Source organism: Actinoplanes sp. NPDC049548 (genome assembly GCF_040676695.1).
Taxonomy (GTDB): domain Bacteria; phylum Actinomycetota; class Actinomycetes; order Mycobacteriales; family Micromonosporaceae; genus Actinoplanes.
This window is the reverse complement of record NZ_JBFAPM010000016.1, coordinates 23,216-40,354: the sequence shown is the minus strand read 5'-3', so window position 1 is coordinate 40,354 and position 17,139 is coordinate 23,216. Positions and strand designations below refer to the sequence as shown.

The following is a 17,139-nucleotide window of genomic DNA, read 5'->3' as shown; positions in this document are numbered from 1 at the left end:
GCCGCTCGCCGCGGACGACAAGCCGGTGATCGGCGGCCCGATCAGCAACGGCCGGGTCTATGTGCTCGACGAGGCGCTCCGGCCGGTTCCCGCCGGGGTGGCCGGCGAGCTGTACGTGGCCGGCGTCCAGGTGGCTCGCGGATACGTGGGTCGCGCCGCGCTGACGGGCCAGCGGTTCGTCGCGTGCCCGTGGGGTTCCGGCGAGCGCATGTACCGCACCGGTGACCTGGCCAAGTGGACGGGCGACGGGCAGCTGAGCTTCCTCGGCCGCGCCGACGACCAGGTGAAGGTCCGTGGCTACCGGATCGAGCCGGGTGAGGTCGAGGCGGTGCTCACCGAGCATCCGGCGGTCGTGCAGGCGGCGGTGGTCGTCCACGACGAGCGGCTGGTCGCCTACGTGGTGGCCTCGGACACCGGTGGCTTGCGGGAGTTCGTTGCGCAGCGGCTGCCGGAGTACATGGTGCCGGCGATGATCGCCCCGCTGGAAAACCTGCCGCTGACGGCCAACGGCAAGCTGGACCGCAAGGCGCTGCCTGCCCCGGACTTCGCGGCGAGCGGCTCTGATGCGGGTGCGCGGCGCGTGCCGGCCACGCCGCAGGAGGAGCTGCTGTGTGACGCCTTCGCGCAGATCCTGGGTGTCGAGTCGGTCGGTGTGGACGACAGTTTCTTCGACCTGGGCGGGCACTCGCTGCTCGCGGCCCGGCTGGTGTCGCGGATCCGGGCCACCATGGGCGTGGACCTCGAGATCCGCACCCTGTTCGAGACCCCGACGGTGGCCGGGCTCGCAGCCCGGCTGGCGGGAGCCGAAGGGGAGCAGGCGCGGACCGCGCTGCGGGCGGTCGAGCGGCCCGAGCGGGTCCCGTTGTCGTTCGCGCAGCGTCGACTGTGGTTCCTGGCCCAGCTCGAAGGGCCCAGCGCGACGTACAACCAGCCGATGATCCTGCGGCTGAGCGGGCAGCTGGACGTCGCCGCGCTGCGGGCGGCGCTGCGGGACGTGATCACGCGGCAGGAGTCGCTGCGGACGGTGTTCCCCACGGTCGACGGCGAGCCGTACCAGCGCATCCTCGACCCGCGCGAGCTGGACTGGGACCTGGAGGTCGCCGACGTCGCGGTGCAGGACCTGCCGGCGGCGGTGGCCGAGGCGTCCCGTCATGCCTTCGACCTGGCGGTTCAGGTGCCGATCCGGGCATGGCTGTTCCGGGCGGGCGCGGCCGAGTCGGTGCTGGTGCTGCTGCTGCACCACATCGCCACCGACGGCTGGTCGATGGGGCCGCTCGCCGGCGACCTCTCGGCGGCGTACGCGGCGCGCCGCCAGGGCGACGCCCCGGCGTGGGAGCCGCTGCCCGTGCAGTACGCCGACTACGCCATCTGGCAGCGCGACCTGCTCGGCGCGGAGGACGACCCGGACAGCCTGCTGTCCCGCCAGGTGGCCTACTGGCGTGACGCCCTGGCCGGCGCCCCCGAGGAGCTGGAGCTGCCCGTCGACCGGCCGCGTCCGGTGGATTCGAGCCGCCGCGGCTACGGCGCGCCGCTGCACGTGCCCGCCGACGTGCACGAGCGGCTCGTCGAGCTGGCCCGCGCCGAGGGCGTCACCACCTTCATGGTGCTGCAGGCCGCGCTGGCCGTCACCCTGTCGCGGCTCGGCGCCGGCACCGACATCCCGATCGGGTCCGCGGTGGCCGGTCGTTCCGACGAGGCCTTGAACGACCTCGTCGGGTTCTTCGTCAACACCCTGGTCATCCGTACGGATCTGGCGGGTGACCCGGACCTCCGGCAAGTTCTGGCGCGAGTGCGGGAGACGACGCTGGGTGCGCTGGCGAACCAGGACGTACCGTTCGAGCGGCTGGTCGAGGAGCTGGCGCCGTCGCGGTCGCTGGCGCGGCACCCGCTGTTCCAGGTGATGCTCACCGTGCAGAACAACCAGCGGGCGAGCGTCCAGCTCTCCGGCGCCCGGGCCGACGGCGTGCCGACACCCGCGACCGGCGACTCGGCGGCCGTGTCGGCGCGCTTCGACCTGGAGATGGTCCTCGGCGAGCGGTTCGACGAGCAGGGTCGCCCGGCCGGGCTACAGGGTTCCGTCACGGCCAGCGCCGACCTGTTCGACGCCGCCTCGGCCCAGACCTTCGCAGGGCGGCTGGTCCGGGTGCTGCGGACGGTGACCGCGACCCCGGACCTTCCGGTACGCGCGGTGCCGCTGCTGGACGACGCCGAGCGGGAGCAGGTGCTGCACGGCTGGAACGACACGGCGGCCGAGCTGCCGGCCGGCAGCGTCGTGGAGCTGTTCGACCGGCAGGTGGCCTCGAACCCGGCCGCGGTGGCGGTGCTCGCCGACGGCGTACCGCTGACCTATGCCGAGTTGGGGGAGCGGTCTGCGCGTATCGCGGGTCATCTGCATGGGTCCGGCGTGGGCGCGGAGTCGGTGGTGGGGCTGCGTCTGCCGCGAGGTGCGGCGATGGTGGCCGCGATCCTGGGCGTGTGGAAGGCGGGGGCGGCGTACGTGCCGCTGGATCCGCAGCTGCCCGAGTCACGCCTGGAGATCCTTGCCGGCGCGACGTGCCTGGTTCTCGACGACGACACCCTCCAAGAGGCGCTGCACAGCGATCCGGCGGCGACCGGGCCGGTACTGCCGGGGCAGCTGGCCTACGTGATCTACACGTCCGGGTCGACCGGTGAGCCCAAGGGCGTGGCGGTCTCCCACGGCTCGCTGACGAACCTCATCGGGGTGTTCGCCCCCTGGCTGGGCACCGCGCCCGGTGTGGGGATGCTGCAGTTCGCGTCGTTCAGCTTCGACGCGTCCGTGCTCGACGTCGCGGTGGCGTTGAGCTCCGGCGCCACGCTCGTGGTGGCCACCGAGCGGGAGCGCCAGGAGCCCGAGCTGCTGGCCGGCCTGCCCGTCCAGGTGGCCAGCGTCGTGCCGTCACTGCTGCGGGTGCTCGACCCCGCCGCCCTGCCCGGCGTGCACGACATGGTGGTCGGCGCGGAAGCCATCGACGAGACCACCGCGCGGTCCTGGGCCCGCGACCGCCGGCTGCGGCACGCGTACGGCCCGACCGAGGCCACGGTCATCGTCGCCGCCGGCGAGGTCGACGCGGACCGGCCCGGAGCCGTGCCGTTCGGCGGCCCGCTGGCCAACACCCGGGTGTACGTACTGGACGACGCGCTGCAGCCGGTGCCCGCCGGTGTCGTCGGCGAGCTGTACGTGGCCGGCGTGCAGCTGGCCCGCGGGTACGCCGACCGGCCGGGCCTCACGAGCGAGCGGTTCGTGGCCTGCCCGTACGCGGCCGGGGAGCGGATGTACCGCACCGGCGACCTGGCGAAATGGACCGCCGACGGGCAGCTCGTCTTCGCCGGCCGGGCCGACCAGCAGGTGAAGATCCGCGGGTTCCGGGTGGAGCCGGGCGAGATCGAGGCGGTGCTCGCCGGGCATCCGGATGTCGAGCAGTCCGTCGTGGTCGCCCGCGACGAGCGGCTGGTGGCGTACGTCGTGGCGTCGCAGGTCGACGGCTTGCGGGAGTTCGTCGCGCAGAGGTTGCCGGAGTACATGGTGCCGGCGGCGGTGGTCCCGCTGGCGGCGATTCCGTTGACGCGGAACGGGAAGGTGGATCGGTCCGCGCTGCCGGAGCCACAGTTCAGTGCCGCAGGAGGCCGGGCTCCCTCGACGGTGCAGGAAGAGCTGCTGTGTGGGGTGTTCGCGCAGGTGCTCGGCATCGAGTCGGTCGGCGTCGACGACAGCTTCTTCGATCGGGGTGGGCATTCGCTGCTGGCGGTGCGGTTGATCTCGCGGCTGCGGGTGGTCCTCGGGGTCGAGGTGCCGCTGCGGGTGCTGTTCGAGGCGCCGACGGTGGCGCGGTTGGCGGCGCGGCTCGCCGGTTCCGGTGACACGGGTGTCAGGGCGAGCTTGCGGTTGGCGCAGCGTCCGGAGCGGGTGCCGTTGTCGTTCGCGCAGCGGCGGCTCTGGTTCATCCACCAGCTGGAAGGACCCAGCCCGACGTACAACCTGCCGATGGTGTTGCGGCTGGGCCGGGACGTGGACGCCGCGGCGCTGGAGGCCGCACTGCGCGATGTGATCGGGCGGCACGAGTCGCTGCGTACCGTGTTCCCCGCCGTGGACGGTGAGCCGTACCAGCACATCCTCGACCCGGGCGAGCTGGACTGGCGCCTGGACGTGGTCGAGGTCGCTTCCGGTGAACTGGCCGGTGCCGTGGCCGAGGCGTCGGCGTACGGGTTCCACCTGTCGACGGAGGTGCCGATCCGGGCATCGCTGTTCCGCAACGCCGACGAGTGCGTGCTGGTGCTGCTCATGCACCACATCGCCGGCGACGGCTGGTCCTCGGGGCCGCTGAGCCGGGACGTGTCGGCCGCCTACGCGGCGCGTACGCGTGGCGAGGCGCCGGTGTGGGAGCCGCTGCCGGTGCAGTACGCCGACTACGCCATCTGGCAGCGCGAGCTGCTGGGCGACGAGTCCGACCCGGAGAGTCTGCTGTCGCGGCAGGTCGCGTACTGGCGGGCGGCGCTCGCGGGCGTGCCGGAGGAGCTGGCGTTGCCGGTGGACCGGGCGCGGCCGGCCGTGGCGTCGAACCGCGGCCACCTCGCCCCGCTGCGGGTGCCCGCCGAGGTGCACCAGCGGCTGGCGGACATCGCGCGGGCCGAGGGCGTCACCGTGTTCATGGTGCTGCAGTCCGCCCTGGCGGTGCTGCTGTCGCGGCTCGGCGCCGGCACCGACATCCCGATCGGGTCGCCGGTCGCCGGGCGTACCGATGAAGCGCTGGACGACCTGGTCGGCTTCTTCGTCAACACCCTGGTGATCCGCACGGACCTGGCCGGCGACCCGCAGTTCCGGCAGGTCCTGGCCCGGGTCCGGGAGACGACCCTGGGTGCGCTGGCGCACCAGGACGTGCCGTTCGAGCGCCTCGTCGAGGAGCTGGCGCCGGCCCGGTCGCTGAGCCGGAACCCGCTCTACCAGGTCATGCTCACCCTGCAGAACAACGAGCGCGCGGCACGGCCCGGGAATGAGCGCGAGTCCGCGCCCGTGACCGCAAGCCCCGTGCTGGTGTCCACGACGGTCGACCTCGACGTGGCCGTCACGGAGCAGGTCGACGAGCAGGGCCGGCCGGCCGGGCTGCGCGGCTCGGTCACGGTGGCGGCCGACCTGTTCGAGCCGGCGGCCGCGCAGCGCTTCGCGGCCTGGCTGGTGCGGGTGCTGGACCTCGTGACCGCGACACCGGACCTGCCGCTGCGGGCGATCGACGTGGTCGAGCCCGCCGAGCGGGAACGGCTGCTGACCGAGTGGAACGACACCGCCGGTCCGCTTCCGGCCACGACGGTGCCGGCGATGTTCGAAGAACAGGTACGGCGTACGCCCGAAGCGACGGCCCTGGTGTTCGGCGAGTCGTTCCGGGGCTCGTTCGCCGACGTGAACGCGGCGGTCAACCGGCTGGCCCGGGTGCTGGTCGGGTCCGGAGTGGGCGCCGGTTCGATCGTGGCGCTGGCGTTGCCGCGCTCGGCCGACATGGTGCTCGCCGTCCTGGCGGTGTGGAAGGCCGGTGGCGCCTATCTGCCCGTGGACCCGGCGCTGCCCCGGGAGCGGATCGGCTTCCTGCTGCGCGACGCCGGGCCGGCGCTGGTCCTGACCGCCGGGTCCGAGCCCGCCGTCGACGGCGTGGTGCCGGACGGGACCGGCCGCCTGGTGCTGGACTCCCCGGACACGGTGGCGGCGCTGGCCGGCCGCTCGGCGGCGGACCTGACCGACGAGGAACGCGGGGACGCGCTGCGGCCGGGAAGCCCGGCGTACGTGATCTACACCTCCGGGTCCACCGGCGTGCCGAAGGGCGTGCTGGTGGAGCACCGCAGCCTGGTGAACATGCTCCTGCACCACCGCGGCGAGTTCGTGGCGGCGGCGGGGATCCGGCTGCGGGCGGCCCTGAGCGCCTCGTTCTCCTTCGACACGTCCCTGGAGGGCGTGCTGCTGATGGCCGACGGTCACGAGCTGCACGTGCTCGACGACGAAGTGCGGCTCGACCCGCGCGCGTTCGTGGACTACGTCGCGGACCGGCGGATCGACTTCCTCGACGTGACGCCGTCCTACGCCCGCCAGCTCGTGCTCGCCGGCCTGCTGACCGACGAGCGGCACCGTCCGCGGGTGGTCATGTTGGGCGGTGAGGCGGTCGACGAGTCGCTGTGGCGGGACTTCGCCGCGGCGGCGGACACCATCGGGTTCAACATGTACGGGCCGACCGAGTGCACGGTGGACGCCCTGTCCGTGCGGGTCGGCGGAGCTGTCCCGGTGGTGGGCCGCCCGATGCGCAACTTCCGCGCGTACGTGCTCGACGACGGCCTGGCACCGGTGCCGGCCGGGGTACGCGGCGAGCTCTACCTCGCCGGTGCGGGCGTGGCCCGCGGATACGTGGGCCGCCCGGGTCTGACCGGTACGCGGTTCGTCGCCTGCCCGTTCGGCACCGCCGGCGAGCGGATGTACCGCACCGGCGACCTCGTCAGGTGGACCGCCGACGGCCGGCTCGTGTTCCTGGGGCGGGTCGACCAGCAGGTGAAGGTCCGCGGGTTCCGCATCGAGCCCGGCGAGATCGAGGCCGTGCTGGCCGGGCATCCCGACGTCGCGCAGGCCGTCGTGATCGCGCGCGACGAGCGGCTGGTCGCCTACGTCGTGGCCTCGCAAGCCGACGGGTTGCGGGAGTTCGTCGCACAGCGGTTGCCGGAGTACATGGTGCCGTCGGCGGTCGTCGTCCTGTCCGAGGTGCCGCTGACGCCCCACGGCAAGCTGGACGTCCGGGCGCTGCCGGCACCGACGTACGCCTCGAGCGCGAGCCGGGCCCCGGCGACGGTGCACGAGGAACTGGTGTGCGCGGCGTTCGCGCAGGTGCTCGGCCTGGACACGGTCGGCGTCGAGGACAGCTTCTTCGCGCTCGGCGGCCACTCGCTGCTCGCGGTGCGCCTGATCTCGCGGATCCGGGCGGTGCTCGGTGTCGAGCTGCCACTGCGGACGCTCTTCGAGGCGCCCACGGTCGCGGGGCTGGCGGCCCGGCTCGCCGAGGCGGGGACCGGCGGCGCGCGCCCGGTGCTGCGGGCCGGTGTGCGGCCGGAGCGGGCGCCGCTGTCGTTCGCGCAGCGCCGGCTGTGGTTTCTGGCCCAGCTGGAGGGGCCCAGCCCGACGTACAACATGCCGGACGTGGTCCGGTTGCCGGGCGACGTCGACGCGGCGGCGCTGGAGGCGGCGTTGCGGGACGTCATCGCCCGGCACGAGCCGCTGCGGACGGTCTTCCCGGCCGTGGACGGCGAGCCGTACCAGCGGATCCTGGACCCCGCCGAGCTGGACTGGCGTCTCGAGGTGGCCGACGTCGCGCCCGGCGGGCTGGCCGGCGCGGTGGCCGAGGCGTCGGCGTACGCGTTCGACCTGTCGTGTGAGGTGCCGATCCGGGCGTCGCTGTTCCGCGTGAGCCCGGACGAGTGCGCGCTGGCGCTGGTGCTGCACCACATCGCGGCCGACGGCGGTTCGACGGGTCCGCTGGCCCGCGACCTGTCCCGGGCGTACCAGGCTCGCACGCGGGGCGAGGCGCCGGAGTGGGCGCCGTTGCCGGTGCAGTACGCCGACTATGCGCTCTGGCAGCGGGAGTTGCTGGGTGAGGAGTCCGACCCGGACAGTCTGATGTCGCGGCAGGTGGCGTACTGGCGGGATGCGCTCGCGGGTGCTCCCGAGGAGTTGAGCCTGCCGACTGATCGGCCGCGGCCGGTGGTGGCCAGTCATCGGGGTCACACGGTGCCGTGGCGGGTTCCTGCGGAGGTGCATCGCCGGGTCGCCGCGCTGGCGCGTGATGAGGGCGTCACGGTGGTGATGGTGTTGCAGGCGGCGTTGATGGTGCTGTTGTCGCGGCTGGGTGCGGGTACCGATGTGCCGATCGGTTCGCCGACGGCGGGGCGTACGGATGAGGCTCTGGATGATCTGGTTGGTTGTTTCGTCAACATGCTGGTGATCCGGGCGGATCTGTCGGGGGATCCTCAGTTCCGGCGGGTGCTGGGTCGGGTGCGTGAGGCGAGTCTGGGTGCGATGGCGCATCAGGATGTGCCGTTCGAGCGGTTGGTGGAGGAGCTGGCGCCGTCGCGGTCGATGGCGCGGCATCCGTTGGTGCAGGTCGTGATGACCGACACCGGCCGCACCAAGGAGACCGCGGCCGGCCCGGCCGATCTGGACAGCGCGGCGCTGACTCCGGTGAAGTTCGACTTCTGGGTGCCGGTGGCCGAGAGCTTCGACGAGCACGGCGGCCCGGCCGGTATCCACGGCACGGTCACCGTCGCCGCCGACCTGTTCGACGCCGCGACGGCGGAGCGCGCGGCTCGCTGGTTCGTGCGGGTGCTGTCGGCGGTGACCGAGGACCCGAATGTGCGTCTGCACCGGGTGTCGGTGGCCGACGACGCCGAGCGGGAGCTGGTGCTGCACCGGTGGAACGACACCGCGGCCGACGTGCCGGACGTGAGCGTCGTGGGATCGTTCGAGCGTCAGGTAGCGGCCTCGCCGGATGCCGTGGCTTTGGTGGCCGATGGCGTGCCGGTGACGTATGCGGAGTTGGATGCTCAGGCGAGCCGGCTCGCGCGGTACTTGAGTCGTAGCGGTGTGGGTGCGGAGTCGGTGGTCGGGCTGTGCTTGCCGCGGGGTGAGCAGATGGTCGCGGCGATTCTGGGGGTGTGGAAGGCCGGGGCGGCGTATCTGCCGGTGGATCAGAAGATGCCGGTGGAGCGGATCGCGTTCCTGCTGGGCGACAGCCGTGCGTCGCTGCTGGTCGGTGATCAGGACGTGTTGGACGACCTGCCGGCGGGCCGGGTCCGGATGATCGCGGTCGATGACCCGATGGTGCTGGCCCACCCGGACTCGACGCTGGCGGCGCCGCCGCTGGCAGCCGACCGGCTGGCTTACGTAATCTACACGTCCGGGTCGACGGGTGTGCCCAAGGGCGTGGCCGTCACTCAGGGGTCGCTGGCCAACTATGTCGTCTCGGTGTCGCAGCGGTTGGGTTGGAGTTCGCCGGGGATGCGGTATGCGTTGTTGCAGCCGCAGGTGACCGACCTGGGTAACACGGTGTTGTTTGCCGCGCTGGCCACTGGTGGTCAGGTGCACGTTCTTGACTCGGACATGGTCGTGGACGCTGAGGCGGTCGGCGCGTATCTGGACCGTGAGCGCATTGATGCGGTGAAGGTGGTGCCGTCGCACGTGATGGCGCTTGGCGGTTTGCGTCCGCGGCGTTCGTTGGTGCTTGGTGGTGAGGCGGCTCCGGCGGGCCTGGTGGAGGAGCTGGCCGCCGGCGGGTTGCGGGTGTTCAACCATTACGGGCCGACCGAGACGACGGTCGGCGTGGCCACGGCTGAGGTGACGGGTGGCGTCATCCCGGTCGGGCGGCCGTTGGCGAACACCCGTCTGTTCGTGTTGGACGATGCGTTGCAGCCGGTGCCGCCGGGTGTGACGGGTGAGTTGTATGTCGCGGGTGTGCAGGTGGCGCGCGGGTATGTGGTCCGGCCTGGGTTGACCGGGCAGCGGTTTGTGGCTTGTCCGTGGGGTGCCGGGGAACGCATGTATCGCACCGGTGACCTGGCGAAGTGGACCGCGGATGGGCAGGTCGTGTTTGCCGGGCGTGCGGATGACCAGGTGAAGGTGCGGGGGTATCGGGTCGAGCCGGGTGAGGTGCAGGCCGTGCTGACCGGGCATCCGGCGGTGGCGCAGGCGGCGGTGATTGCCCGTGATGACCGGCTGGTCGCGTATGTGGTGGCGTCGCAGACCGCTGGGTTGCGGGAGTACGTCGCTGAGCGGTTGCCGGAGTACATGGTGCCGTCCGCGGTGGTCGCGCTGGAGGCTTTGCCGTTGACGGCCAACGGCAAGCTCGACCGCAAGGCGCTGCCCGTCCCGGACTACGCCGGTGCGAGCGGCGCACAGAAGCGGCTGCCGAGCACCCCCGAGGAAGCCGCGCTCTGCGACGCCTTCGCGCACGTCCTCGGCGTCGACACCGTCGGCGTGGACGACAGCTTCTTCGACCTGGGCGGGCACTCCCTGCTCGCCGTCCGCCTCGTCTCGCGCATCCGGGCCGCCCTCGGCGTCGACGTCGAGATCCGCACCGTGTTCGAGGCGCCGACCGTCGCCGAGCTCGCGACCCGTCTCGACGTGCCGGGCACCGGCCCGGCCCGGGCGGCGGTCACCGCGGGACCCCGGCCGGAGCGGATCCCGCTGTCGTTCGCGCAGCGCCGGCTCTGGTTCCTCGCCCAGATCGCGGGCGCCACGGCCACCTACAACAACCCCATCACGCTGCGGCTGCCCGGCGACGTGGACGTCGCGGTGCTCGAAGCGGCGCTGCGGGACGTGATCGGGCGGCACGAGTCGCTGCGTACGGTGTTCCCGGCCGTCGACGGTGAGCCGTACCAGCGGGTGCTCGGCCTGGACGAGCTGGACTGGGGCATCGAGGTGGTCGAGGGCGGCGAGCCGTCCGCGGCCTCGGCGTACGCGTTCGACCTGTCCCGCGAGGCGCCGATCAAGGCCTGGCTGTTCCAAGCGGCGCCGGACGAGTGCGTGCTGGTGCTGGTACTGCACCACATCGCGACCGACGGCTGGTCGATGAGTCCCCTGAACCGGGACCTGGCCGCGGCGTACAAGGCACGCCGGCGCGGCGAGGCGCCGGTGTGGGAGCCGCTGCCCGTGCAGTACGCCGACTACGCCATCTGGCAGCGGCAACTGCTCGGCGACGAGAGCGACCCGGAGAGTCTGCTGTCGCAGCAGGTCGCGTACTGGCGCGAGGCGTTGGCGGGTGCGCCGGAGGAGCTGGCGCTGCCGGTGAACCGGCCCCGGCCCGCCGTTGCCTCGCACCGAGGTCACCTGGTGCCGTTGCAGGTGCCGGTGGAGGTGCACGAGCGGTTGGCGGAGTTGGCGCGGGCCGAGGGCGTCACCATGTTCATGGTGTTGCAGGCCGCGGTGGCGGTGATGCTGTCGCGTCTGGGTGCGGGTACGGATATCCCGGTCGGTGCGGCCGTAGCGGGGCGTTCGGATGAGGCGCTCAATGATCTGGTCGGGTTCTTCGTGAACTCGTTGGTGATCCGTACGGATCTGTCGGGTGACCCGGACTTCCGTCAGGTGCTCGCGCGAGTGCGGGAGACCAGCCTCGGGGCGATGGCCCACCAGGACGTGCCGTTCGAGCGGCTGGTCGAGGAGCTGGCGCCGGCGCGGTCGCTGGCGCGGCATCCGCTGTTCCAGGTGATGCTCACCTTCCAGAACATCGACCGCGTGGTGCTGGAGGGCTCTGCCGAACACCCCACGGGTTCCGAACCGGTACCGGTCGCGTCCCGGTTCGACCTCGACGTGATGGTCGGCGAGGTGTTCGACGGACAGGGCCGCCCCGGGGGCCTGCGCGGCTCGCTCACGGTCGCGGACGACCTGTTCGACGCGTCGATGGCGCAGCGGTTCGTGGACTGGCTCGCCAGGGTCCTGACGGCGATGGCCACCCAGCCGGACGGTCGGGCGCGCGCAGTGCAGCTGCTGGATGACGTTGAGCGTGATCAGGTGTTGCGGGTCTGGAACGACACTGCGGTGCCGGTTGCGGCGTCCAGTGTGGTGGAGATGTTCGCCGGGTCTTTCTACCGGGAGCTGGATGAGGCGTCGAACCGGCTCGCGCATTACCTGCTCAAGCAGGGCGTCGGTGTCGACTCGATCGTGGGGTTGTGCCTGCCCGCCGGAACGGAACTGATCACCGCGATTTTGGCGGTGTGGAAGGCCGGAGCGGCCTACGTGCCGATCGACCCGGCGTATCCGTTGGAGCGGATCACCTTCACGCTGGCCGACAGCAAGGCGGTGTTGCTGCTGACCGACGAGCAGACGTCGGAGGATCTGCCGGTGTCCGGGCTGGCCCGGATGGTGGTGCTCGACGACGCACTGGTGGCGATGCAGCTGGCCGCCGCGCCTACGACCGCGCCGCAGGTGGCGGTTGATCCGGCGTCGCTGGCGTATGTGATCTACACGTCGGGTTCGACGGGTACGCCGAAGGGTGTCGCGGTGACTCATGGCGGGCTGGTGAATTATGTCAGCTGGGCTGCCGACGCCTACGGGGTGTCGGGTGGTGGTGGCGCGCCGTTGCATTCGTCGATCGCGTTCGACCTGACGGTGACCAGTGTGGTGGTGCCGCTGGTGTCCGGGTCGCCGGTGGTGGTGAGCGACGATCTCGTCGAGCTGTTGCGAGATCGTGGCGGGTTCGAGCTGGTCAAGCTGGTCCCGGCGCATTTGGCGTTGTTGTCGGAGTCGCTGACCGATGCGCAGGTGGCTGGTGCCGCGCGCAGGTGGGTCGTCGGGGGCGAAGCGCTGCCCGGGCCTCTGGTGCGGTCGTGGCTGCAGCGGGCCCCGGGCTCGGTCGTGGTCAACGAGTACGGGCCGACCGAGACGGTGGTCGGGTGTTGTGTGTTCGAGGTTGCGGCCGGTGATGAGGTCGGGGCGTCGGTGCCGATCGGTCGGCCGATCGCCAACACCCGCCTGTACGTCCTCGATGACAACTTGCAGCCGGTCCCCCCGGGCGTGGCGGGTGAGCTCTATATCGCCGGTGCGCAGTTGGCGCGCGGGTATGTGGGCCGCGTGGGGTTGACCGCGGAGCGGTTCGTAGCTTGCCCGTTCGGCGCCGGGGAAAGGATGTATCGGTCCGGGGACCTGGCGAAGTGGGCCGTCGAGGGACAACTGGAGTTCCTGGGCCGTGCGGATGAGCAGGTGAAGATCCGTGGGTTCCGGATCGAGCCGGGTGAGGTCGAGGCGGTCCTGGCCGAGCATCCGGCGGTGGCGCAGGCGGTCGTGATCGCCCGTGACGACAGGTTGGTCGCTTACGTCGTGGCCGCGCAGACCGACGGCTTGCGAGAGTTTCTCGCGCGGCGGTTGCCGGAGTACATGGTCCCGGCGGTGATCGTGGCGTTGCCCGTGTTGCCGTTGACCACCAACGGCAAGGTCGACCGTGGTGCGCTGCCCGCTCCTGAAGCCACGGCCGGGCAGGGTCGTGCGCCGGAGACCGTCCAGGAGATGTTGCTGTGTGCGGCGTTCGCTCAGGTGCTCGGTGTCGAGTCGGTCGGGCTCGATGACAGCTTCTTCGACCTGGGTGGGCACTCGTTGCTGGCGGCTCGGCTGGTGTCGCGGATCCGGGCCACGCTGGGTGCCGAGGTTGAGATCCGTACGGTGTTCGAAGCGCCCACGGTGGCGCAGCTGGCCGTCCGGCTCGCGAGCGCCGGGTCGGAGCAGGCGCGGGTGGCGTTGCGGGCGGTCGAGCGGCCCGAGCGGATCCCGTTGTCGTTCGCCCAGCGGCGTTTGTGGTTCCTCGACCAGCTGGAAGGACCGAACGCCACCTACAACAGCCCGATCACCGTACGGCTGCCCGGCGACGTCGATGTCGCCGTGGTGGAGGCCGCGTTGCGCGACGTCATGGGCCGGCACGAGTCGCTGCGTACGGTGTTCCCGGCGGTCGACGGCGGAGAGCCGTACCAGAGAATCCTCGAGCCCGCCGAGCTGGACCGTCGCGTCGACGTCATCGACGTCGCCGCCGGGGAGCTGCCCGCACGGGTGGCCGAGGTGTCGCGGTACGCGTTCGACCTCGAACGTGAGGTGCCGATCCGGGCGTGGCTGCTGCGCGCGGGTCCCGACGAGTGCGCACTCGTGCTGCTGCTGCACCACATCGCGACCGACGGCTGGTCCACGGGCCCCCTGCGCCGCGACCTGGCGGCGGCCTTCGCGGCCCGCAAGCAGGGCGAGGCCCCGGCGTGGGAGCCGCTGCCCGTGCAGTACGCCGACTACGCCATCTGGCAGCGCGAGCTGCTCGGCGAGCCGGACGACCCGGACAGCGTGCTTTCCCGGCAGGTCGACTACTGGCGGCACACGCTGGCAGGCGCTCCGGAGGAGCTGGCACTGCCGGCCGACCGGCCCCGACCGGCCGTGGCCAGTCACCGCGGCCTGCGAGTGCCCGTGCAGGTCGCTCCCGAGGTGCACCAGCGGCTCGCCGCGCTCGCCCGGGACGAGGGCGCCACGGTGTTCATGGTGCTGCAGGCGGCGCTGGCGGTCATGCTGGCGCGGTCGGGCGCCGGCACGGACATCCCGACCGGGTTCGCGGTGGCCGGTCGTTCCGACGAGGCGCTCAATGATCTGGTCGGGTTCTTCGTCAACACGCTGGTGATCCGTACGGATCTGTCGGGTGACCCGGAGTTCCGGGAGATCCTCGGGCGGGTGCGGGAGACGACGCTGGGTGCGCTGGCGAACCAGGACGTGCCGTTCGAGCGGCTCGTGGAGGAGCTGGCGCCGTCGCGGTCGCTGGCGCGGCACCCGCTGTTCCAGGCGATGCTGACGCTTCAGAACACCGAGCGTGCGGTCGTGGAGCCGGCCGCTAGCCGGGGTACGGCCTCGGCGGCGGCCAAGTTCGACCTGGAGGTGTCGATCGGCGAGGTGGTCGACGACCAGGGCCGTCCGGCGGGTCTGCGCGGGTTCGTCGGCGCGTCGGAGGACCTGTTCGACGAGTCCACCGCGCGGCGCATCGCGGCCTGGTACGTGCGGGTGCTGGAGACCGTGTCGGCCGAGGTGCGGCTGCACGAGGTGTCCCTGCTCGATGCGCCGCAACGCGTGGTGAACGAGTGGAACACGCCTGCTGTGGACGTTCCGGACGCCACGATTCCGGAGTTGTTCGCGCGTCAGGTGGCTGCGGCTCCGGATGCGGTGGCGGTGGTGGCCGATGGGGTGTCGTTGTCTTATGCGGAGCTGGACCGGCGGTCGAACCGTGTCGCCCGGCATCTGATCGGCCAGGGCGTGGGTGTCGGTTCGTTTGTCGGGGTGCTGCTCGAGCGTGGCGCTGATGTGGTGGTGGCGTTGCTGGCGGTGTTGAAGACCGGCGCCGCCTACGTGCCGGTCGACCCGCGGACCCCCGCCGGGCGGGTCGATGTGATCCTGTCGGACGCGGCGGTGTCGGCGGTGCTGACGAGCGTCGCGTTCGAGGAGTCCGATGCGCCGCTGCCGCTGCTGGGAGTCCCCGATCAGCCGGCTTACGTCATTTACACGTCCGGTTCGACGGGCACGCCTAAGGGTGTCGTTGTGTCGCAACGCAACGTCCTGGGACTGCTGGCCGCGGCTCAGGACTTGTTCGCGCTGAACCCTGGCGATGTGTGGTCCTGCTTCCACTCGTTCGCGTTCGACGTGTCGGTGTGGGAGCTGTGGGGTGCGCTGCTGCACGGCGCCCGCGTTGTAGTCGTGCCGTTCGACGTCTCCCGCAGTCCCCAGGAGTTCGCCGAGCTGCTCGAACGTGAGCGGGTGACGGTGTTGAGTCAGACACCGTCTGCGTTCTATCAGCTGACGGCGGTGCCGGATTCGGTGCGGCTGATCGTGTTCGCGGGCGAGGCGTTGGAACCGTCGCGGGTCGCCGGGTGGCTGCGTGAGGGTGGGCCGCGGTTGGTGAACATGTATGGCATTACTGAGACGACGGTGCATTCCACGCATTGGGAGCTGACCGGCGACGAGGTTGGCAGTGTGGTCGGTCGTGGTCTGGCGGGTACGCAGATGCTGGTTCTGGATGATGCCTTGCAGCCGGTGCCGCCGGGTGTGGTCGGTGAGTTGTATGTGGCCGGGGTGCAGGTGTCGCAGGGCTATCTGGGTCGGCCGGGGTTGACGGGGCAGCGGTTCGTGGCGAGTCCGTTCGCTGTCGGGCAGCGGATGTATCGCTCAGGGGACTTGGCGAAGTGGAACGGCGACGGGCAGTTGGTGTTCGCTGGTCGGGCGGATCAGCAGGTGAAGGTTCGCGGGTTCCGCATCGAGCCGGGTGAGGTCGAGGCGGTGCTGACCGGGCATCCGGCGGTGGTGCAGGCTGCTGTCGTCGTGCGTGACGATCGGCTGGTGGCTTATGTTGTGGCGTCGCAGGCGGATGGGTTGCGGGAGTATGCGGCGCAAAGGTTGCCGGAGTACATGGTGCCGGCGGCGGTGGTCGCCCTGCCGGCGCTGCCCCTGACCGTCAACGGAAAGCTGGACCGCAGGGCCTTGCCCGCGCCTGACTACGGCGACGCGGCGCGCGGATGGGCGGAGGTGCGCCGCGGGTCCGCGACGGCGCTGGAAGGCACGGTGTGCGAGGCCTTCGCTGACGTCCTCGGCCTGGAGACGGTGGGGGTCGACGACGACTTCTTCGCCCTCGGCGGGCACTCCATGCTCGCGGTCCAGCTCGTCGCCCGGCTGCGCGAGAAGGGGTTCTCGACGTCGGTGCGCAGCCTCTTCGCGACACCGACGCCGGCCGGGCTCATCAGCCGGATCAGCCTGTCGGCGGTCAGCGGCGGACTGGGCACGGTCCTGCCGATCCGTACCGAGGGCAGCCGGCCCCCGTTCTTCTGCATCCATCCGGCCGGCGGGCTCAGCTGGTGCTACATGCCGCTGGCCCGGTTCGTCCCCGCCGACCTGCCGCTCTACGGGTTGCAGGCGCTCGGCCTCGACGGCGAGAGCCCGCTGAGCGGCTCCGTGCAGGACATGGCGGCCGCGTACGTGGAGCAGATCCGGGCGATCCAGCCGACCGGCCCGTACCACCTGCTCGGGTTCTCGTTCGGCGGCCTGCCGGTGCACGAGATCGCCGTGCAGCTGCGCGCCGCCGGGCAGGAGGTCGGCGCCCTCGTCGTCATGGACGCCTATCCCGACAAGGTGGGAGAGCGGCGGCGGGAACCGCACGAGGCCCCGGTGGACGGCCCACGCCCTTCCGGACAACCGGAGACGACGCCCGCCGAGCAGCTCGAGCGGATCACGGCGCAGCTGCAGGAGGAGTTCGGCGAGGTGCTCGGCGGCGTGTCCGAGCAGGAGCTGCAGGTCCTGGCCCGGGTGATCCAGAACAACGGTCAGCTGGGACGGACGCACCGGCCCGGCACGTACGACGGCGACATGCTGTTGCTGACCGCCGGCGTCGGCAAGGACGGCGACCAGGCGGAGCAGCCGCGCCTGGGCGGCGACCTGTGGCAGCCCTATGTGGACGGTGAGATCGCCGAGGTGGCTCTGCCGTGTCGGCACGCCGACATGATGCAGGCCGACATGCTCCGGCAGGCGTGGGACGCCATCTCCGCCTGGATGGCGGCCCGCTCGTGAGCTGACGCCGCGGACGTGGGCGTTCGACAGGGGTCCGCCGG

The 17,139-nt window shown here is 71.8% G+C and carries 1 protein-coding gene (running past one end of the window); it reads left to right on the top strand.

The genetic code is table 11. The annotated features are described in order from the left end of the window. Positions 1–17,098: the 3' portion of a non-ribosomal peptide synthase/polyketide synthase gene (locus AB0J80_RS27365; RefSeq protein WP_364710297.1), read on the top strand. Its footprint begins 14,765 nt before the window's first position; the window shows 17,098 of its 31,863 coding nt (coding positions 14,766–31,863); the start codon falls outside the window, past its left edge; its stop codon occupies positions 17,096–17,098. Positions 17,099–17,139 lie beyond the last annotated feature (41 nt).